This window comes from Acinetobacter sp. RIT698 (assembly GCF_009668065.1).
GTDB classification, from domain to species: Bacteria; Pseudomonadota; Gammaproteobacteria; order Pseudomonadales; family Moraxellaceae; genus Acinetobacter; species Acinetobacter guillouiae.
Map to the genome: position 1 here is coordinate 96566 of NZ_WJYH01000007.1, position 20378 is coordinate 116943.

The following is a 20378-nucleotide window of genomic DNA, read 5'->3' on the forward strand; positions in this document are numbered from 1 at the left end:
AACAAATTATTCAAAATAAAATACTGAAATAAAAATAAAAAACACGTTTAATAGCATCATTTACGCTAAACAACAGCATATATGCGCAATAACAAGATCGATCTCTTACGTGGAATTTCAATTTTATTGGTACTTCTCCACCATTTTAATATTCCTTATAAACTGCATGACACATTTCTAGGTGTACAAATCTTTGGCGAAAGCTTAAGTACTTTAATTGCCCGCAATGGTAATTATGGCGTGACCTTATTTTTTGTGATTTCAGGTTTTTTAATCACCCAACATACTATACAAAGAAGCGGCACACTCGCGCAGATTAAGCTCAAAGATTTCTATATCCGCCGTATTGCCCGAATTATGCCTTGTTTGGTACTACTGGTGGTGCTGGTGACGGCACTGGGTGCAATGGGGTTAAAACCCTTTATCAATCAAGCGCCAAACGATATTGAAGTTTCTTACGGCTTAACTGTATTTTCTGCTTTTACCTTTTGGATGAATATCCTGATCATTGAAAATGGCTGGGTGAATTATGCACTTGGCGTGTTGTGGTCTTTATCTGTTGAGGAAGTCTTTTATTTAGTATTTCCGATTTTGTGTGTTGTATTAGGCCGTGGTAAAGGCTTTATTATATTTTTATTGGCAATCATCGTTTATGCACCTTATTTCCGTTCATTACATTTTGCCGAGGAAAGCGGGGCTTATCTTTATCATTACTTCTCAAGTTTTGATGGAATTGCGATGGGTTGCTTAACTGCTTTAATGACTCAGCGGATGAGTCAAAAAATACAGGTTTCAAGAATCGTGGTTCCAATCATTGTGGTATTGATGGTTACTGTTTATTTATATGCACCAATCAAAGAGGTTAGTACGTGGGGAATCAGCCTTTTTGCTCTATTGTCAGCAATGTTGATCTTCTGTTTTGCTCAGAACCCACATACTGAATCTCGCTCTATATTGTCAAAAGGTATAGCGTGGATTGGGCAACGTAGTTATGAAATGTACTTGTTTCATTTGATTATCTTGGGTTTATTTAAAGTTTTTTATTTTCCTAAAGAAACCTTAGCAAGTGAAAAATTAATGCTACTGCCAATTTATTTTATTGCTGTTTTTGTATTGAGTTGGGCCATTGAAAAGTATTATTCAACACCGATGAACAGAAAAATACGCCAAGTTTTACTTAAAAATGGGTGATAAAAATGGAAATATTGCAGTTAATAGAAACCATAAAACAAGATCCAAGCTGTGAGGTGTATCCTGCACAGTTAGCACAAAATTTGCCACAAAATATTCCTGATGATGTGAAGATCTTTTATCGTGAAACCAATGGAATAAAAATTTTTCCACAAGAAGCTTATTCAATTGAAATCGTCGCGAGTCATCAATTTATACCGATTAATACTTATTTATTCTCAGACGAATCAATCGATTTGGAATTGGAAAATGATGATATCAGTCATGACTGGTTTTTAATCGCAAAGGTAGATGAAATGAGTCAATACATCAGTATTGATATGGCGCAAGCTAGACGAGGTCAATGTTATGATAGCTTTTTTGAAACCCATGCAACGATTGGTGATTCACCTATTATTGCCCAGAACTTTACTGCGCTTTTACATCAGTTATATTTGAATAAAGGGCAATACTGGTATTGGTTACAAGATGATTTTCAATATTTAGGTGATGCTTATGATCCGCCTTTACCCAATCGAGATGTATAAAAAAACCTCCATTTAGGAGGTTTCTATCTACAATTTACAATGTTGGTTTAACGACCACTAAAATCACCACTGCAAATAAAATCAGGGTTGGCATCTCATTGAAAAACCGCCAAAACTTATGCGATTTATAATGTGCATTGCCAATCAGTTTTTTACGGTAATAGCCACAAACAAAGTGGTAAATCACCAAAAGACCAACTAAACCGACTTTTAGATAAAACCATAAAGCTTCATGGTAATGACGTGTTGCATCACCCCAGTCTACGAGAAAATGTGCGGTGATCAATGTTGCGATCATCGAAGGCCACATAATGCCGCGATATAACTTACGCTCCATGATTTCGAAACGCTGATGACTTAGATTGTCATCGCTCATGGCATGGTAGACAAACAAACGCGGGAGATAAAACAGTGCTGCAAACCAACACACGACTGCAATGATATGTAAAGCTTTTACCCAAAGGAAAGCTTCTGAAGGAGCATCCATCAATTTACCCTTTTAAGGGCAGTGTGCGAGATGTTGATCATCCAAACTTATTTTAAATTTGAATGATCAACAATTCTTTGTTTAGCCTTCCCATTTTTTAAAAATGAGACAAGCATTGACACCGCCAAAACCGAAACTGTTACTCATCACAGTATTCAATTTTGTATCGCGTTTTTCAAGTACGATGTCATAACCTTTTGTGCCTTCATCAAGTTCAGTGACATTGATGTTTGGTGCGATAAAGTCATTTTGCATCATCAATACAGAATAAATGGCTTCTTGAACACCAGCAGCACCCAGACTGTGACCTGTCATAGACTTGGTTGAGCTTAATGGTGGAACATTGCCTTCACCAAATGCACGACCCATCGCAAGAAGTTCAGTCACATCACCAGCAGGTGTTGAAGTACCATGGGTATTGACATAGTCAACCTTATCTACGCCATGTTGTTTGGCTTCTTCTAAAGCCATCAAAATACAACGGGTCGCACCTTCACCTGATGGTGCAACCATATCCGCACCATCCGAATTTGCAGCATAAGCAACAACTTCTGCAAGAATATTTGCACCACGTGCTTGAGCATGTTCAAGTGATTCAAGTACAACGAAACCACCACCACCCGCAATCACAAAACCGTCACGGTCTGCTGAGTATGGGCGTGATGCTGTTTCTGGAGCATCATTATATTTAGAACATAGTGCGCCCATTGCATCAAACAATAAGCTTTGTGACCAGTGATCTTCTTCACCGCCACCGGCCAACATTAAATCTTGTTTACCCAATTGAATCAAGTTGTAAGCATAGCCAATTGCATCAGCTGAAGTTGCACAAGCACTGGTGATTGAATGAGCAACACCTTGTAATTTAAATGCAACACCGACATTGGCAGTAATGGTGTTTGACATATTACGTGGTACGAAGAACGGGCCAATTTTACGCGCACCTTTTTCTTCTAAAAGTTTAACCATCTCTGTAACAGACGCAGTTGAGTTACCACCTGAACCCCCTGCAATACCGTAACGAGGATTACCGCCCAATTGTTCTGGCGTTAAGCCTGCATGTTCAACGGCTGCAAGCGCAGAATTGTAGGCATACATTGCACATACGCCCATGAAGCGCTTGAGTTTACGGTCAATACCATCAAAATCTTGTTCTGCTGCGGCACTGACATGACTTTTAAAATTAAGTTCTTCGTAAGTTGAATTATGACGTGTCCCTGAAATACCATTTTCCAAAGAGTGCTTAACAGCTTCCAATGTATTACCGATACATGAGTTAATGCCCATACCAGTGATGACAACACGACGGTTCATGCAAAGTCCTTTATTTTAGAATACAGAATGAATGTTTACATTTAAACGCGTTTACTTTTTTAGTTCAATGGCGAAAGATATTGATTCTTGTGCATCATTTAAAACAATATATTGTATGCTTAAAAGTTAATTAAATAGCTGAAAATAAATATATTTATTATTTTTATAATAATATGAATTCATGATGGATATTTACATCAATTAGGCAAAACCATCCATAAGTAGGGCTTACCAGAGATGGTTTGAAGCACTAATTTTTGAAATAAATTTTAAATTGCTGGAATAAGCATGGTGTTTTATCCCTATTGTAGAACAAGGCTTCTCTTTACCTGCTGAGTTGAATTACCCATATAACCGATATGATGACCATCAAGACCAATCATATCGGTTGCAATACAACTGTTATAGCCTGTAGCAAGCCTAAACAAAATTTCTTTGTCTTTATGAATTACCAAGGCGTTTTCTTTTCCCATTCAGGATCAAAACCTGATGTCGATGCAGCAACTTTTAAATAATCTGCATAGCTCTCAGCCAATAAAATTGGTGGAATCTGTTTAAGTGGAAGTTCATTGTTGTTCCAAGAGCGGCTGGCTTTTTTACTAAAAGTCAGTTCATAAAGGACAGCAGGAATATTTTCTTCAGGTACATAACTTCCGCTAAATGTAATTTCTACATCAATACCCAACTGTTTATAGGGCTTAGTATAGCGGTCAAATGAACCACCATCTTCAATGCTGGCGCGTTGATAGCCTAATTTGGTTACAACACCACGTAGGGTAAAGGTGTCTGTAAGCCAGCCATTATGATCCTTAATTTCAGTGACATTATCATCTTCAAGCTTTGGTAGGTGACGAGTCATCTGTTCAAATAAGAATTTCACTTTATAGTCTTTAAAGTGTGCAATCCAATCTTTTGCTTCCTTTTCACCAACCAAAACCGCATGAGAAATTTGAATTTTACTGTCTGCGCTGAGTTCGATTTCATCATCATCTAAATTCAGTAATGCACCATCATCACTTGGTCTAAAACTGATTTTTTCACCATTGGTTTTGATCTCAAGCCAAATCAGCTTTTGGATTAAGCGTCTCATAATCGGATGGGCAAAGATATACTCTTGCCACTCAGCAACATTCCACTGACGTTCGCTACACATCGCCTCATACAAACGACCGGTTTGCATATCAACGACTTGTTTAAACTCTTTTTTACTGGTACTAAACAGTGCTTTGGCTTCTTTGATCAGGCTTTCATCATCATTTTGGCGGGCCGCTGGTAGCGCTTTAACTTCTTTACCTTCTTCATTTTTAAGAATGAATTTGTCTTTATCATCAACAATGGCGCTAAAGTTACGTGAGCCATATTGTAGCTGTAACACAGCATTTTCATCTAAACCTGCTGTTGGAATGGTGCGGTCAGCCAGCTCATCACTTGTCCATTGATTACGTTCAGCAATCTCAGCAACCAATGTGTTTGCAAGTGTTTGTACCGAAGCAGTCCGGTAGCGACGTGAAAGTGAAAGCAACAGTTGGATGATTAATGGGTCATTACTGATCGATAATGCACTAATCATGGCTTCAATTTGTGAGCGACGAGGGTAGTGTTGCTTCATATAGTTCTGCAATTGTTTGACGGCAAAACTTCCTTGTGCATTGGCGGTCAGTGAAAGCATACCTTTACTTTTGATCGCGGAACCCAGATAAAGTCCTAAACGTTCGCGTTTAATCTCTTCAATCACTTCTTCTAAGGTGATGGTGCCATATTTGGCATAATATTCAGGGTATTTTTCACCATAACGTTTGTATGAATCCCGATAAGAACTCAGACGGCCAGGCGCTTCTGTGGTTGCATATTGCGTTGCTTCATCCAATGGTGTTTGTAAGGTATCTTGATGAATAAAACTGTGTAATAAATGATTGGCAAGTTGTACCTGATCTTTTTGATCGAGTAAGCCACTGTAGCGTTGTAATAAGGCATTGGCTCTAGGCTCTTTCAGTTTTTCAGCCAATATCACCCACCATTTAATAATTCTAGGGTCAACCTCTTTACCATTCTGCCATTTCACTTTTGGTAATGTGTCAAAATCAAACCATGTAAAACTGCTTGAAAGTTTGCCTTTTAAACCGTCTTCTGCTTCTTTCAGCAGCACTTCTGGTTTGAGATAAGCACTAATATCCTGTCCAAGCTTTTCCAATGTCGTTAGAAGAGCAGCTCGAACGATTTCTTTCTTCTCTTTTTTAAGTAAAGCATTCAGCGGTTTTACTGCATCCTGATTTTGTAGACGTGCTAGCCATTCAATTGCAGTGATTCGAATGTCTTGTTTACCCGAATCTAGAGCTTCAATGGCACGTTGATGAATGTCTGGAAGGTGTTGTAAGGTTTCTTGCGCTTCATAACGCAAACGCTTATTTTCACCCAATGCAAATTCGAGTAAGCGCGGAATAAATTGTACTGGTAAGGATGGGAAACATTTAAGTACAAAGATGGCATCGGATGGGTTAAAGCTTTGATATTCATTTTTTTCTAAAGATGGAGAAAGCCCCAACGCTTCAGTTAAATATTCTTGATTTTCCGCAAAAAATGGCCAAATTTTATCTTTTTCATAAATATGATCTTGTAAACTTTGATAATAGGATGATCCCGCTAGAATCCCTTGAGCGACTCTACGTTTGGGATTGTTAAATTTAGCCGCATCTAGGGCCTGAACGATATGGCGAAGTTCATAATTGGCATATTCTTCAGGTTTAAGCATTTCAAATAAATTAGGCCAATAAATCCAATTCCGATTGCGTATCGCAATGATTCTCATGGCATGATTAATGGAAAACTCAGGATATTTTTTATATTTATTTTTATGGGTAATAATATTTTCAACTTGGTGTACATTTTTAAAAGATGCATCACCGTTCAGCTGGTCAACAATCGACGTTAAAGTTTGATGATTGATTTTTTTAAGCTGCTTTAAATGATCTTGAGCCCAAGTTCTTTTATAACTTGCTGTTTTATTCTCTTCAATTTCATCGGCAGCATTCTGTTCAGCTTTAGCCAAAATTTCTTGATAATTTTCTAAAATAACCTCGGTAAAACTTGCTGGAATTTTTTGTTCAACAAACGGTTGAAATGTTGGTGCTTCAAAATCTTGCTGTAATTGAGCAGTATCAACAGATCTTAAGCGCTGAATTGCCATTTGTAAGATTTGTTGTACAGATTTTTGTTTTTCTTGTGCAAAAGCTTGTTCTAGTACAGTTAGATTGTCAGCACCTAAACGTGCCAATAGATCTGCAGAAAAGCCACGTTCCTGACTTGAACCTTCCAATAGATTTTGATTTAAATATTTTTGGCTATCTTCTGGATTTAAATTCGTCAATAAACTGGTGGCTTTAGTACGAATGGTTTTAGATTTCCCTACAGAAAGTTTTACAATCAAGTCAGGGATTTGTTTGATCAATGTCGTTTGTTTGGCGATATAGTCTAAAAAGTTTTCTTGTCCAATGATGCTCAGTGTTGGAATAAGTTTTCTGAGTTGATCTAATCGGGCTGAAATGAAATCTTGGGTGTCCTTGAGTAATAATATTTTATCTAATTTACTAGAATGATAACTGTCGATATTTTGGCGTTCAAATAAATAAGGCAGTAGTTCATCGCCTAAACCCTGTTGATCACTTTCAAGCAAATCAAATAGTTTCTGTTGAGTCCAATTTTGCTTTAACAATTTATTCGGATCTGCTTCGCTAAAATGATGACTATCAAAAGCAGTAATAAATGTATCTACCGTGAGATAAATAAACCAAGCGGGCACTTTTTCATAAATATTGGTAAAATTTTTCTGTTGTGTTGCCGCTTCAAGCACTTTGGCAAAACGAATAATTTGTTCAAATTCTAATTCTTCAAAGATCTCACCATAATAACGACGGCGTAGTTTTAGTGCAGCTTCAGCAAGCTTATTTTCTTTTTTATCCAGTGATTGATTGTTTTGAGGCCAATACCAGCTATAGGTACCTGGCTTTTCCAGTAAAAGCAGTGCTTTTTCATTCGGGTATTGCTGTAATTTAAGTAATATTTCTGGATTTTCTCCATCCAAAATAAACAAAACCACATTTTGATCAAGTTGGTCTTCAATGACGGCCAAAGGCCGGAAAATATGGTAGAGCTTTTCAACTTTATTTTTTAGATCTTCATTATGTTTTTGAATGTGGTCATGATCAGCGGTTGAGTCTGCTTGTTGCGTTTTCACTGCCTTATCCTCAGGCTTTAAAAACATCGACTCAATTTTTGAAAAAAGTTTATTTAACATCTGTATTCCTTTTGAGCAACTCGCTGTTGCTTTTCTATAGGCGCTAATACTTTAGGCTTTAATACTGTGCTTGGTAGTTCACTAAAATTATAGAAAAATATCATCAATTTAAATAGCAAGCTTAATTTATCACGACGTAACTTGTCCTTCTAAAGCGATTCTATGATTTAGGCGTTGTAGTTGTAATAAAACATGTCGCCATTTTAAAAGCTGACTGGCTAAATTGTGTTGTGTGGAATCTGATTTGAGTGAGTTTTGAATAAAGCTTAAACCCAAATCTGCAAACTTTTCAGCAAAATCATCCAGTTTAACCAGATCATCCATATCCAATTTTGAACGTCCTGTATTTGCATAGAATTCAAACAAGGCTTGTGATTCCAAGATCAAAAGGTCTAATGCAGATAAATGTTGCTGATGTTTCCATTGTTTTTTTTGTTCGAGCAATTTTTCAATTCGACCAGTAATCAGCTCAACCAAGCTACTTTTCTTCTGTACAGGATAATCATAATCCAGACTGAATATTTTTAAACCTTTTGGCGTTGTTAAAAACACACTACATGGAATGAATTGAATCTGTTGCTGTGTTGCTTCGATACGCACCAACGTTGCGATAATTTTTTCATTATGAATCAGTTGGGTGAGATGTTTAATTCGTGCACGGTATTCTGGTTCTATCGGAATGACCAGCTTGAGTGCTCTATTTTCATCGTCAGTAATACGGTATTCAAAATATTGCTCTAGTTCGTTGAGTTCAGGCGCTGTGATACTTTTATGGCGAAGCAGTACATAACGTGATTTAAGCTGTTCTAGGCTTGAATGCGGAACAAGCATTTCCTGTAAAGATTGCCATGTTGAAATGCCAATATTCATCTGTTCTAAGTCAGATTGGCTGAGTGCATTCAACAAGCCTTTTGGTAAAAAACGAGTATCTGTGCTGGCACTGAGTTGTGTCTCTGAACTGGATTTTGCATGGGTTAGTTCAAGTTGATGCTGGAGTAAAAAGCTGAGAGAACTTCCCCAAATTCCAGTATTGGCTGCACTGTGCATATCAAAGGTACGATCTAAATGATTGGCACGTGCCTGAGTCACTTCTTTGAGTTGTTGCTCTTTTGCATCCCAGAAGCACACTGTTAGACCATGTGCACCACTCTCTGTATTCCACCATTCACAACCAAGAGGGATCAGATGTGCTATGCTTTCTTGTTGATAGTCGCGTTGTACAGCACCACGAAGTTGTCGCAATGCTTCGGCTTTAACATCTGGATTTAAATGCTCGATTTCTGACAGTGCAGCCAAATAGGCATACAAATGTGCCAATTGATTAAAAATCTGCTGCTCATCAACCTGTACATCTGCTTCCAAAAACTGCTTCATTGAGCCATGTAAGGCACGCAATAAGCTCCCTAAACGTGGTAAGTTTTGTGCGCGTGCTTGCATATTTAAAATATGCAGTGACATGACCATTTCTTTGGCCAGATGTGACAAACCTTGCTGAATAAAGTTTTGACAAATGATTTTAAGTTCTTGGATCAATACCTGATCATCAGGTGAAACTTGCTGTGTAGGATGATGATGTTGCGCTGTTGTATCAATTGACCATTGCCATTTTTCAGGGGCATTTTTCAGAACTAAATAAGCAATACATGCCAAATGCCCAGCAACTTTTTGTTTGTCTGTAATTTCTGACAACATGCCTTCAAACCCTGTTGCGGGGTAGAGAACAACTGGATTGGGACTTAAATCGGTTTGAAAAGTGATTTTATGTTCTTGAATATCAATTTGACAGGATTCAGGTTGCAGCAACCAATTTTGTATAAATTCATAGGCCAAACGAATATTGGCTTTGCCTGCTTGTTTTTGGATTTTACTTGGATCAAATTCTAAAACAGTTTCAAGGGCTGATGTTGTGGCTTGCTCAGATGTCTCAGTATGTTGAGATGCTTCCTGTTGAGCTAGCAGTACTGTATCTTCTCGATTATTGTTAGGGCTATTTTCACTTGGGCTATTTGCGGTAGCCAGTAGTGTTTCATGTTCCTGAACCCATAAAATACTACTAAGAATGTGTTTACAACAGCCTTGTGCTGAACAATTACACAGTGCTTTGGTGATGCCTTCAAAGGGCAGTTTAACCTCACATTCTTCGACTTTAAATACCAGTTGATCGTGCTCTTGTTGTAGTAGTTCAACAGCATCTAAAGCTTTACGGGCACGACGTAGAAGACCAGCATTACTGTGCATGGTTAGGCTGTCTTCATCGTATTGGGTATAAATATGCCAACTCATTGCATCACCTCTGCAAACCATGTCGCCAAATGTTCAGGGGTCATTGCTGCGATTTGCATACCGCGTTCTTGGAGTTTTTGTGCCATATTGATGTCATAAACAGGATTGGCTGCTTGATCCAGCGCCGCAAGCCCAAGCAGTTTGCAGCCTTGTTGGTTGAGTTGACTGGTGGTGTTGAGCATTTGTTGAACGGATGCACCTTCTTCGAAGTCACTGATCAAGACTAAAATACTGCGGTTGGGTTGTTTAATCTTCTTTTGACAGTATTGTAAAGCTTGACCAATATTGGTTCCGCCACCGAGTTGAATGGTCAGTAAGACTTCAACTGGGTCATGCGCTAAATGGCTTAAATCAACAATTTGGGTGTCAAACAGGACCAGACTAATATTGACCGCAGGGAGAGCTGCCAAAATACTGGCACATACTGCTGCATACATGATCGAATCCATCATTGAGCCACTTTGGTCGACACACAGTACAATTTCCCACGGCAAATGTTTCTGTACACGGGCATTAAAATAAGGGGTTTGGATAATCAGTTTTTGTAAATCAGGCTGATAATTTTTGAGATTGGCTTGAATGGTCCGTTTCCAATCAAAGTTTTGTGCCTGTTTAAGATGTGAACGCTTAAAACGATTACGACGACCTTGTAGTGCTTTTAAAAATTGTGTGCGGATTTTTTGTAAGAGTTCTTCCACGACTTTTTGAATTAATTCTCGAATCGCATCTTTCATTTCATTGCTTAAACGACCACGCATACTCAGCAAAGCTTTAGCCACTGCAGGGTTGGGTTCAAGTTGTCTTACATGCTCTGGGTTTTTAAATAACTCAGTTAACTCATAGCGTTCTATGGCTTGTTTTTGCATACGTTCAAAGGTCGATTTTGGGAACAGTTTTCGACTTTGGTTGAGCCAGTTAATCGCGTTAAGCTGCGAGGCTTCCAAACCGCCATGGCGATTTTTCCCTTGTTGGATGCCACGACGCTTATATTCATTTTGGTAGAGATAATCAAGATTGCGCTCAAGTTTCAGTTGATCGCCTGACAATGCCGCTGCTGATAAATTCTGGTCGGCATAGCGACCGAGCATCAAGCGCCAACGGCGTGCTTGATCCATTGCATCAAGAGAAGCGGGGGTATCTGAGTTTTCATCAAGATTTGGTTCAGGAGGTAATTGACTCATTCATTCACTCCTTGTTGTTCTGGATTGAGTTGTTTTGAGCGATTGCTTGCCCAGCGATCTAAGTGATCATATTCAAATATTTTTTGCAGTTGCTGGTTAAGTTGTATGCCTTGGAATACATCCTGTTCCCCAATATGACTGAGTACCTGATCGAGAATGACATCCTCGCCAAGTCCTGTGGTTTTTGCGATAATTTTAGATACTTTAGTGCTTTGCTTTGGGGTAAGCTGACTAAAGATATAGCGTAAATCAGGTAAAATCCGAATAAAGGTATCTTCAGTCCAATGACTGACCAATTGGTGAAGTGCATCAATTGCAACCTTGGATTGCACAAAGATTTCAGGCGCAATAAAAAACATGCCATGTAGGTATTGCACAGCATCTTCAGGATCACTTCCCACTGCAAAAGCCAGTTGTAATTGTTGTTGAAGCTGATTTTGCTCAATTTCATGATCTAAAAACTGTAAAGTATGTAGCGCACCTTTGAGTGAACTAAGATGAAACTCATCAATTTTTGCCAGATCAATTTGGCTATACATCAGTTCCAGTAAATCTACATCTTGTGCATTTACGACTGCATGCTGTAGTGAAAGATTTCGTTGCTTGATATTTAAAATCAGTTCATGCAAGGTTTTTAAGTTGCTAAGATTTTGTTCAACTTTTTCTTCGTGGGTATCGTAAATTTGATCAAGTAAAAAACAGGCCTGATAGACGGCAAAACTTAAACTTTGTATCACGATATTTTCGGGTAAATTTAACAGCTTGTGACCATGCCACAAATAATACAATTGCTGTGCTGCACCAATCACCGAGGCAAGGTTTTGATCGCTTTCTAAAAAAGTATCGAGTTGTTGACGGAGCAATTCTAAATGTTGCTTTAATCCTAAGCGACACGCCAAAGCCAGCAATTTGGCAGTTTCAAAGGCAGATTGTCCCACACCTTTTGCTTCATTTTCTTGCTGTAGTTTAATAATTTTAAGCAGTGCAATTTGTTCGAGTTGATTGCCCATTTCTGCCAGTTCAATCAAACGTGCTTCAACACTGGGTGTCCATGCATAACGCCATTCCTCAAACAGCAAATCCAGACTGGCACCTTGAACAAAATCTGGACCCGAAATACGTTGAGCAAAATTACAGCCGACAAATTCCAATAAATGCAAATATTGACTAATGTTCTGATGTAAAGGTTTACGATAAATATCGAGTTTTCGATTGCGTAAAATGGTGTCATTTAAATTAAAACGATAGGTTTTAATCTGTTGATAGGTATTTTGTAATAAGGCAGGGCTGTGCTGATTTTGAGCAACCTTACCAAGCTGTTGCCCACTTAAAAACTGAAAAATCAGGGTAAATAAATGCTGTTGTCCATCATCCATTTCCCCTTTGATTAAGGCTGATTGTAAGGCATCGAGTAAATCATAACGGCTCGGTTGATAATGCCCTCGAAGGCAAGCCAATTGCCAAGCAAGTTCAGCGGTATTTTTTAGCGCGATATAAGGCGTTACATCCAGTGCATTTTCTTGGTTTAAAAAATGGCATAACTCATTTAAATATTGAAAAAATTGCAGTTGCGTTTGTTCAACCGTTGGATTGTTTGCAGATTTTAAATTTTGCCAATGTTGTTGATAATATGCAGGTGAGGGCATACCTGAAGCATAGCCATTTAAAGCATCTAAACGATCGAAACTATAGCGAATCAGCCAAGCTTGCTCTTGCCAGTTTTGCTTTTGATCTTGGACAATAAAACGTTCTGCTTGCTGTGGGGCTGCTAGATTTTCAATTAAGGCAAGACTATGAAAGCCACCCGTGATCACCAAAATTTTATGCTTGGGATCAATACTGTCTTGGATGCAATTCCACATCACATCTTCACGATGTAATGAAGCATCTTGTAAGAGTACCTCACGCTCATAATCCAGACGTGCCAATGAACACCAAGCAAAAACATCATCAAAAAAAGTTTGAGCATGTTGCAGTTGTTCAACATTTTGCAGCTCGAATAAATGATCCCAAAGTTCATCGTGATTTCGGCAATGCATGGTTTCAGCAAGTTTTTGGATATATTGGCTATGCGCAAAATAACGTTCAGACAGCAAACTTTTTTGTTGCCAGTCCAAATCGGACTGTTGTGTTTTTAAGGCACTTTGTTTTGCCCAATCCAAGTCAATAAATTTAACGTCTGCTTGAATGAGTTTTGCCTGTTGGATGGCGACCCATTCAGGTGAGTATTCACAAAAAGGGAAGTAGGCAGAAAAGATTTCTGGTTGAACCTCGTCATCACTTTCATGTTCTTCGCCAGCACTCTCTTTATTTGCAGCGCCTTTTTTGGGTGAGGTTTTATTTGAAGAGCGTTGTGCTTGTGCAAATATAGCCACAGGAGGTTGAGTGGCTTGGTTCTGTAAGCTTTCAATTAAGAATTCAAAACCTGTTGGTGCTTCGATTAAAATGTGTGTGGGCTTCAGTTCATCGATATATTGTTTTAACACGTATGCACAAGCAGGGCTATGATGGCGGATTGGCGCAAAAAAAACGTTTTGCTCTGCCATTTGCTGTTTCAGTTGAAATGCCTGTTTTAAGCGTTCAGGCATTTCACCTCTCTCTATATTTCGATCCAACAGCTGCATGATTAAAACTCTCGGCTGGCGTCATAGAAACTTTTCCAGTCGGCATCTTTACGTGCACGCTCTTTCACCACAGTATCCAGATAGTAACGTAGGCGTTTAGCGTCATCTGGATTATCTTTAAACACAACTCCAATCAATTGTTGTGCGAGGTGTTCTGCTTTTAATTTTCCATCACTGAGATAAATGGCTTGTAGACCTGCCGCATGGGCAATATTGACCGCTTCAGCAGTAGACATAACAGCATCAGGCGTTTTAAGTGTTGCGCCTTGCAGACTTTGTCCTGTTCTGAGCTCATTGAAAATGGTCACCAAGAGTTCGATAACTTCTGGGCGAACTTGGATTTCACTGTATAAATCAGCAAGCTGGTTCTTAAGTTGTAATCCCACCAGTTCGATTTCAAATTTTTGATCACGAATTGGTTTTACTGTTTCAAAGTTAAAGCGGCGCTTTAATGCTGCTGACATTTCATGTACGCCACGATCACGCAAGTTTGCTGTTGCGATGATGTTAAATCCTTGTGTAGCTTGCAAACTAAAATCTTGTCCCATTTCAGGGATCATCATTTGCTTCTCAGACAGTAAAGACACCAACACATCCTGAATTTCAGGTGGACAACGGGTGATTTCTTCAAAGCGGGCAATTTGTCCGTTTTTCATGGCATAGAAGAGCGGGGAGGGAATCAGTGATTTATCTGTTGGTCCTTCCGATAAAAGGAGTGCGTAGTTCCAAGAATATTTAATATGGTCTTCGGTTGTCCCTGCTGTCCCTTGAATTGTGAGCTGAGAATTGGCTGAAATGGCAGCACTAAATAGCTCTGAAAGCATCGATTTTGCTGTACCTGGTTCACCCACCAGCATCAAACCCTGATTGCCCATCAACGTAACCAAGGCGCGGTCAACTAAAGCATCATCACCATAAAACTTTTTTTGAATATCCAGCTTGGCATCACCCAAGATAAATGAGCGAACAGCGTAGGCAGAAAGTTGCCAACCTGCTGGCTTTCTATGTTGATCTTGTTCTTTCAAGCGTTCTAGTTCCGCTTGATATTTTTGTTCTGAACTGTGCTTAATTTGATTTTGAAAATTTTGCTTCATAATGATTCTATATATATTTTATCCAATGAATCTATCATAACTGGCAAAGGCTGAGATGACCACTGGTACATAAGTTGTCTGCGACAAATTGTGACATCTATTTGTTATAAAAAGTATTTTTAAGTAAATTGAGTGCTGTAATTGCAAGTGAACTAGGGGTAGATTGTTTATAATTGTATAGTATGATGATCTGTATTGAAATTTTGTGAAATAGTGATTGTATTGATTCGTGAATCAGTACATTAATGTAAGCGTTGAGAAACTATTTAATACAAGCTTTAGTGTTTGAAAAACCACAGTTACGAGGGTGCACATGGCAAATTCTAATAAAAAACAATCAGGCGGATTTATTTCAAATGCTTTTGGCGTGGCCAAAAAGCTAAGCGAAACAGGCTTAAGTGTGATCAATCATGTTGCTCCTGGTACGGTGAGTAAATTGAGCCACAGTCCTAAAGATGAATCCGTTGTACAAGGTACTGCTCAAGAAAAAAGTGCTTTTGAAGGTAAACAATATGAAAATCCTCAACAAATGCTACGGGAACATTTACCCAATGTAACCGGGCAGCTTTTGGGGAAACATTATAAAAAAATCAATAATGTCGCTTCGTTTATTTCACCAGATTTAAACGATAAATTGTCTGATTTTATTTTTGATAAACTCAATGAATTTGTTTCAGAGCTGACTTCTGTAGATGCTGTTCTAAAAGAAGTGGGTGCAAAAAGCTTGGCAGAATTGGCCAAGGATCCTGAACGTTCACAACGGATCAGTACTGCGCTGGCGAATCAGAATAAAATTATTGCTGCAATTCAAGGTACGGTTACAGGCGCGTTCGGCGGCTTAGGCGCAATTCTTGATGTACCTAGTTCACTGGCTTTGGCACTTCGAAGTGTTTATCACACTGGGCGAGCGCATGGTTTTGAGTTGAATGCGAAAGATCACGCTGTTGTTGAATACATTTTTAAACAAATTGATCTAGGCACTGTTGCTGAAAAACACGCATTAATGGCGGCAATACGAACTTTTGCAGGGGTGTTGCAAACCCACAATGTGAGCCAATTGCAACAGCTTTTAGGTTCGAGCAATGATATAGAGCTGTTAAAAAAATGGGTGGCAAATGAGGATGGTACATTTAAGCTGCCATGGATGAATAATCTTCCACATTTTAGTCTGTTGACACGACTCACCCCCTTAGCCACGATGGGTATCAGTGCTGCATATAACTGGAAACTGGTCGATGATGCAACCGATAAAGCTCAAATCGTATTTTCTGGCGCAAGGCAATATCTGCTACAGCATTCTGATGAAAAAATTGATGTATTAGATGCTTATGAAAAATTTAGTCAATTGATCTCAAACGCGCATCCCTTGCTTTTAGAAGACAGCAAAGCAGAAAAGCTTGCAGAGAAAGTCGAGCCTCAGGTTGAAAATGAAGCAATTACTCATGTTGAAGTGAAGGAAAAAACCAGTGAAGCTGTTGAAGAATCCACTGCTGAGCAAAAAGTTGAGCAGGGGATTCAAAAACTGGCTGAAACTCACATTGAAGATAAACATGCGACTCAACAGCAAGACAAAGCGACACCCGTAAAACCACGACGTACCGCGCAAAAGAAAGTCGCAGCAGTGGAGACCACTACAGCGAAAGCAACTGATGTGGCGAAAACATCGACAACTGCAAAAACTGTAACAAAAAAGCGTACCCCGGTAAAAGCCAAAGCGGCTACAGAAAATACGGTAAAAGCGTCTGAAAAAACGCAAGAAGCTACTGAAACAAAATCAGAAAGTAAGCCTGAGTAAGTTGAATCATTCATTTAGCCAAAGCTTGAAATGGTCAATATTTGACACCATGTTGAATGTTGACCATTTTTACTTCTTGGCTTACAATTGCATGCCCTCAAAAAGTGGTAATTTTTTGAGGCTTTTTATTAACGGGAGAATTGCCATATGGCAACAACAAATCAGTTGATCCGTAAGGGTCGCACAACTTTGATTGAAAAATCAAAAGTTCCTGCGTTGAAGGCTTGTCCACAACGTCGTGGTGTTTGTACACGTGTTTATACAACTACACCTAAAAAACCTAACTCAGCAATGCGTAAAGTTTGCCGTGTTCGCTTAACTTCAGGTTTTGAAGTTTCTAGCTATATCGGTGGTGAAGGCCATAACCTACAAGAGCACAGTGTTGTTCTTATCCGTGGTGGTCGTGTTAAAGACTTACCAGGTGTACGTTACCATACCGTTCGTGGTTCTTTGGACTGTGCTGGTGTTAAAGATCGTAACCAGTCTCGTTCAAAATACGGTACTAAACGTCCTAAGAAATAATCTTTTAAAGATTAGCTTCTTAAGAATATAGAGCCGCAATCCTTTATCGTCTCGCTTGTCTGATTTCTGCATTAATTTTGTGAAATTCAAGCGACGTGTAGTAAGGCCAGCGAATAGCACACGACACTTTGTGCTGATGCTGGATAAACCTGAAGTGTCATATTTATAGGTAGATTAAAATGCCAAGACGTCGCGTAGTCGCTGCTCGTGAAATCCTTCCGGATCCTAAGTTCAGTAGCCAAACAATCGCTAAATTCATGAACCACGTAATGCAAGATGGTAAAAAGTCTATTGCTGAAAGTATCGTTTACGGTGCTTTAGACCGCGTTCAAGAAAAAAATAAAGTAGACCCAGTTGAATTTTTCGAGACTACTCTTGAAAAAGTTCGTCCTATGGTCGAAGTAAAAGCACGCCGTGTTGGTGGTGCTACTTATCAGGTACCTATGGAAGTACGCCCATCCCGTCGTACTGCCCTAGCTATGCGTTGGTTGGTAGATGCTGCTGCTAAGCGTTCTGAAAAAACTATGGCGTTACGTCTTGCTGGTGAGTTGCTTGATGCAGCTGAAGGTAAAGGCGCAGCGATCAAAAAACGTGAAGATGTGCACCGTATGGCTGAAGCTAACAAAGCCTTCTCTCACTACCGCTTCTAAGCGGCTAAAACAGTCCCTAATCAGGAGAATACTCATGCGTACTGCAGCACGATTTAACATCGCCCTCTACCAAAGTGGGGGATTTGCGGGTATTTAAGTTGCCCATTACGTATCGAGTATCCGTACGCATCAATGCTTCATTGATGCGTCCTGTTTTAAACAACAAAATTTAGGAATGCAAGAAATCATGGCTCGTCAAACCCCAATTTCTCGTTATCGTAACATTGGTATTTCTGCGCACATTGATGCCGGTAAAACTACAACTACTGAACGTATTTTGTTCTACACAGGTGTATCTCACAAAATTGGTGAAGTACATGACGGTGCAGCAACAATGGACTGGATGGAACAAGAGCAAGAACGTGGTATTACAATCACTTCAGCTGCTACGACTTGTTTCTGGTCTGGTATGGGCAAGCAGTTCCCTGAACACCGTATCAACGTAATTGATACACCGGGACACGTAGACTTCACAATCGAAGTTGAACGTTCTATGCGTGTTCTTGACGGTGCGTGCATGGTTTACTGTGCTGTAGGTGGTGTTCAACCTCAGTCAGAAACTGTATGGCGTCAAGCAAATAAATATAAAGTGCCTCGTTTAGCATTCGTGAACAAGATGGACCGTACTGGTGCAAACTTCTTCCGTGTTGTTGAACAAATGCGTACTCGTTTAGGTGCTCATCCTGTACCTGTAGTGATTCCAATTGGTGCTGAAGAAAATTTCCAAGGTGTTGTTGACCTGATCGAAATGAAAGCAATCATTTGGGATGAAGCTTCTCAAGGTATGCAGTTCGAATATGGTGATATTCCTGCTGATCTTCAAGCATCTGCTGAAGAATGGCGCACCAATATGGTTGAAGCTGCTGCAGAAGCATCTGAAGAGTTGATGGACAAATACCTAGAAGAAGGTGATCTTTCTAAAGAAGACATCGTTGCAGGTATTCGTACGCAAACTTTGGCTGGCGAAATCCAACCAATGCTTTGTGGTACAGCATTCAAAAACAAAGGTGTTCAACGTATGTTGGATGCTGTAATTGAATTCTTACCATCGCCTACAGAAGTTAAGCCTATCGAAGGTATTCTTGACGACAAAGCTGAAACTAAAGCGATTCGTGAAGCATCTGATGAAGCGCCGTTCTCTGCATTAGCGTTCAAAATCATGAACGATAAGTTCGTAGGTAACTTGACTTTCGTACGTGTTTATTCTGGTGTTCTTAAACAAGGCGACCCAGTATATAACCCAGTTAAGTCTAAACGTGAACGTATTGGCCGTATCGTACAAATGCACGCAAATGATCGTCAAGACGTTGAAGAAATTCGCGCTGGTGACATCGCTGCATGTGTAGGTCTTAAAGACGTAACAACTGGTGATACGCTTTGTGATGAGAAAAACATCATTACACTAGAGCGTATGGAATTCCCAGAGCCAGTAATTTCTCTTGCTGTTGAGCCTAAAACTAAGGCTGACCAAGAAAAAATGTCTATCGCTCTTGGTCGTTTGGCTAAAGAAGATCCATCGTTCCGTGTACGCACAGACGAAGAATCTGGTCAAACGATTATTGCGGGTATGGGTGAGCTTCACCTTGACATCCTTGTTGACCGTATGAAGCGTGAATTTAACGTTGAAGCGAACATTGGTAAACCAATGGTTGCTTACCGCGAAACAATCAAAAAGAGTGTTGAGCAAGAAGGTAAATTCGTACGTCAAACAGGTGGTAAAGGTAAATTCGGTCATGTATATGTTCGTTTAGAGCCTATGGATGTTGAAGAAGCTGGTAAAGAATACCAATTCGCTGAAGAAGTTGTAGGTGGTGTAGTACCTAAAGAATTCTTCGGTGCGGTTGACAAAGGTATTCAAGAACGTATGAAGAATGGTGTATTGGCTGGTTACCCTGTTGTGGGTATCAAAGCGACATTATTTGATGGTTCTTACCATGATGTCGATTCTGACGAATTATCGTTCAAAATGGCAGGTTCTTACGCATTCCGTGATGGTTTCATGAAAGCAGATCCTATCTTGCTTGAACCAATCATGAAAGTTGAAGTAGAAACTCCAGAAGACTACATGGGCGATATCATGGGTGACTTAAACCGTCGTCGTGGTATGGTTCAGGGTATGGACGACTTACCTGGCGGTACTAAAGCAATTCGTGCTGAAGTTCCACTTGCTGAGATGTTTGGTTACGCGACTCAAATGCGTTCTATGTCTCAAGGTCGTGCGACATATTCTATGGAATTTGCTAAATATGCTGAAACTCCACGTAACGTGGCTGAAGGCATCATTTCTAAATTCCAGTCTGGCGGTAAAAAAGGTGACGACGAGTAATCTTTCGATTACTATAAGCCCAAACTAATTCATAGTTAAAAACCAAGTGCTCATGCAGTGACCCTGCATGAGTAGTTTAAAAAGGAAGCTCTC

14 protein-coding genes are annotated in these 20378 nt (G+C 39.5%); 6 read left to right on the forward strand and 8 right to left on the reverse strand.

The window, feature by feature from the left end; genetic code table 11:
* Positions 1-81 precede the first annotated feature (81 nt).
* Positions 82-1191: an acyltransferase gene (locus GJV03_RS05080; RefSeq protein ID WP_154129613.1), complete on the forward strand. Its 1110-nt coding sequence runs from the start codon at positions 82-84 to the stop codon at positions 1189-1191.
* 5 nt (positions 1192-1196) lie between these two features.
* The gene (locus GJV03_RS05085) at positions 1197-1718 is read left to right on the forward strand and encodes an SMI1/KNR4 family protein (protein WP_154129614.1); all 522 of its coding nucleotides are present in this window, start codon (positions 1197-1199) and stop codon (positions 1716-1718) included.
* Positions 1719-1752: 34 nt separating this feature from the next.
* Here GJV03_RS05085 and hemJ read toward each other — a convergent pair whose 3' ends face one another.
* The 8 genes from hemJ to GJV03_RS05120 form a co-directional block, all read right to left on the reverse strand.
* Positions 1753-2205 (reverse strand): protoporphyrinogen oxidase HemJ, encoded by a 453-nt coding sequence (gene hemJ, locus GJV03_RS05090; RefSeq protein ID WP_154129615.1) that lies wholly within the window; start codon positions 2203-2205, stop codon positions 1753-1755.
* Positions 2206-2286: 81 nt separating this feature from the next.
* Complete coding sequence (locus GJV03_RS05095) at positions 2287-3519, reverse strand: beta-ketoacyl synthase N-terminal-like domain-containing protein (protein WP_004723663.1); 1233 nt, start codon at positions 3517-3519, stop codon at positions 2287-2289.
* 302 nt (positions 3520-3821) lie between these two features.
* The gene (locus tag GJV03_RS21420) at positions 3822-3992 is read right to left on the reverse strand and encodes a hypothetical protein (protein WP_004723662.1); all 171 of its coding nucleotides are present in this window, start codon (positions 3990-3992) and stop codon (positions 3822-3824) included.
* The gene (locus GJV03_RS05100; protein ID WP_154129616.1) at positions 3968-7810 is read right to left on the reverse strand and encodes a DUF4132 domain-containing protein; all 3843 of its coding nucleotides are present in this window, start codon (positions 7808-7810) and stop codon (positions 3968-3970) included. Before GJV03_RS05100 ends, GJV03_RS21420 begins: the two co-directional genes overlap by 25 nt.
* Positions 7811-7939: 129 nt before the next feature.
* Entirely contained in the window at positions 7940-10093 is a 2154-nt protein-coding gene (locus GJV03_RS05105) for a hypothetical protein (RefSeq protein ID WP_154129617.1), read from the reverse strand.
* The gene (locus GJV03_RS05110; RefSeq protein WP_105714309.1) at positions 10090-11274 is read right to left on the reverse strand and encodes a VWA domain-containing protein; all 1185 of its coding nucleotides are present in this window, start codon (positions 11272-11274) and stop codon (positions 10090-10092) included. The genes GJV03_RS05105 and GJV03_RS05110 overlap by 4 nt, the downstream gene beginning before the upstream one ends.
* On the reverse strand, positions 11271-13898 hold the full coding sequence (locus tag GJV03_RS05115) for a DUF5682 family protein (protein ID WP_154129618.1): 2628 nt from the start codon (positions 13896-13898) through the stop codon (positions 11271-11273). The genes GJV03_RS05110 and GJV03_RS05115 overlap by 4 nt, the downstream gene beginning before the upstream one ends.
* A gap of 2 nt (positions 13899-13900) precedes the next feature.
* Entirely contained in the window at positions 13901-14992 is a 1092-nt protein-coding gene (locus GJV03_RS05120) for an AAA family ATPase (protein ID WP_004817563.1), read from the reverse strand.
* 313 nt (positions 14993-15305) lie between these two features.
* On the opposite strand from GJV03_RS05120, the gene GJV03_RS05125 reads away from it, so the two are divergent.
* From GJV03_RS05125 to fusA, 4 genes are all read left to right on the forward strand, one after another.
* Positions 15306-16787, forward strand: a complete 1482-nt coding sequence (locus GJV03_RS05125) for an EcsC family protein (protein ID WP_004723655.1) — start codon at positions 15306-15308, stop codon at positions 16785-16787.
* A gap of 147 nt (positions 16788-16934) precedes the next feature.
* Complete coding sequence (gene rpsL / locus GJV03_RS05130; protein WP_004648013.1) at positions 16935-17309, forward strand: 30S ribosomal protein S12; 375 nt, start codon at positions 16935-16937, stop codon at positions 17307-17309.
* A 179-nt stretch (positions 17310-17488) separates the two neighbouring features.
* Complete coding sequence (rpsG, locus tag GJV03_RS05135) at positions 17489-17959, forward strand: 30S ribosomal protein S7 (protein WP_004655203.1); 471 nt, start codon at positions 17489-17491, stop codon at positions 17957-17959.
* A gap of 187 nt (positions 17960-18146) precedes the next feature.
* Positions 18147-20285 (forward strand): elongation factor G, encoded by a 2139-nt coding sequence (fusA, locus tag GJV03_RS05140; RefSeq protein ID WP_004723654.1) that lies wholly within the window; start codon positions 18147-18149, stop codon positions 20283-20285.
* Positions 20286-20378: the final 93 nt, after the last annotated feature.

Bases quoted from the DNA above. Each gene is read 5' to 3' on its own strand.
- GJV03_RS05080 (WP_154129613.1), top strand. From the start codon at position 82: ATGCGCAATAACAAGATCGATCTCTTACGTGGAATTTCAATTTTATTG.
- GJV03_RS05085 (WP_154129614.1), top strand. From the start codon at position 1,197: ATGGAAATATTGCAGTTAATAGAAACCATAAAACAAGATCCAAGCTGT.
- hemJ (WP_154129615.1), bottom strand. From the start codon at position 2,205: ATGGATGCTCCTTCAGAAGCTTTCCTTTGGGTAAAAGCTTTACATATC.
- GJV03_RS05095 (WP_004723663.1), bottom strand. From the start codon at position 3,519: ATGAACCGTCGTGTTGTCATCACTGGTATGGGCATTAACTCATGTATC.
- GJV03_RS21420 (WP_004723662.1), bottom strand. From the start codon at position 3,992: ATGGGAAAAGAAAACGCCTTGGTAATTCATAAAGACAAAGAAATTTTG.
- GJV03_RS05100 (WP_154129616.1), bottom strand. From the start codon at position 7,810: ATGTTAAATAAACTTTTTTCAAAAATTGAGTCGATGTTTTTAAAGCCT.
- GJV03_RS05105 (WP_154129617.1), bottom strand. From the start codon at position 10,093: ATGAGTTGGCATATTTATACCCAATACGATGAAGACAGCCTAACCATG.
- GJV03_RS05110 (WP_105714309.1), bottom strand. From the start codon at position 11,274: ATGAGTCAATTACCTCCTGAACCAAATCTTGATGAAAACTCAGATACC.
- GJV03_RS05115 (WP_154129618.1), bottom strand. From the start codon at position 13,898: ATGCAGCTGTTGGATCGAAATATAGAGAGAGGTGAAATGCCTGAACGC.
- GJV03_RS05120 (WP_004817563.1), bottom strand. From the start codon at position 14,992: ATGAAGCAAAATTTTCAAAATCAAATTAAGCACAGTTCAGAACAAAAA.
- GJV03_RS05125 (WP_004723655.1), top strand. From the start codon at position 15,306: ATGGCAAATTCTAATAAAAAACAATCAGGCGGATTTATTTCAAATGCT.
- rpsL (WP_004648013.1), top strand. From the start codon at position 16,935: ATGGCAACAACAAATCAGTTGATCCGTAAGGGTCGCACAACTTTGATT.
- rpsG (WP_004655203.1), top strand. From the start codon at position 17,489: ATGCCAAGACGTCGCGTAGTCGCTGCTCGTGAAATCCTTCCGGATCCT.
- fusA (WP_004723654.1), top strand. From the start codon at position 18,147: ATGGCTCGTCAAACCCCAATTTCTCGTTATCGTAACATTGGTATTTCT.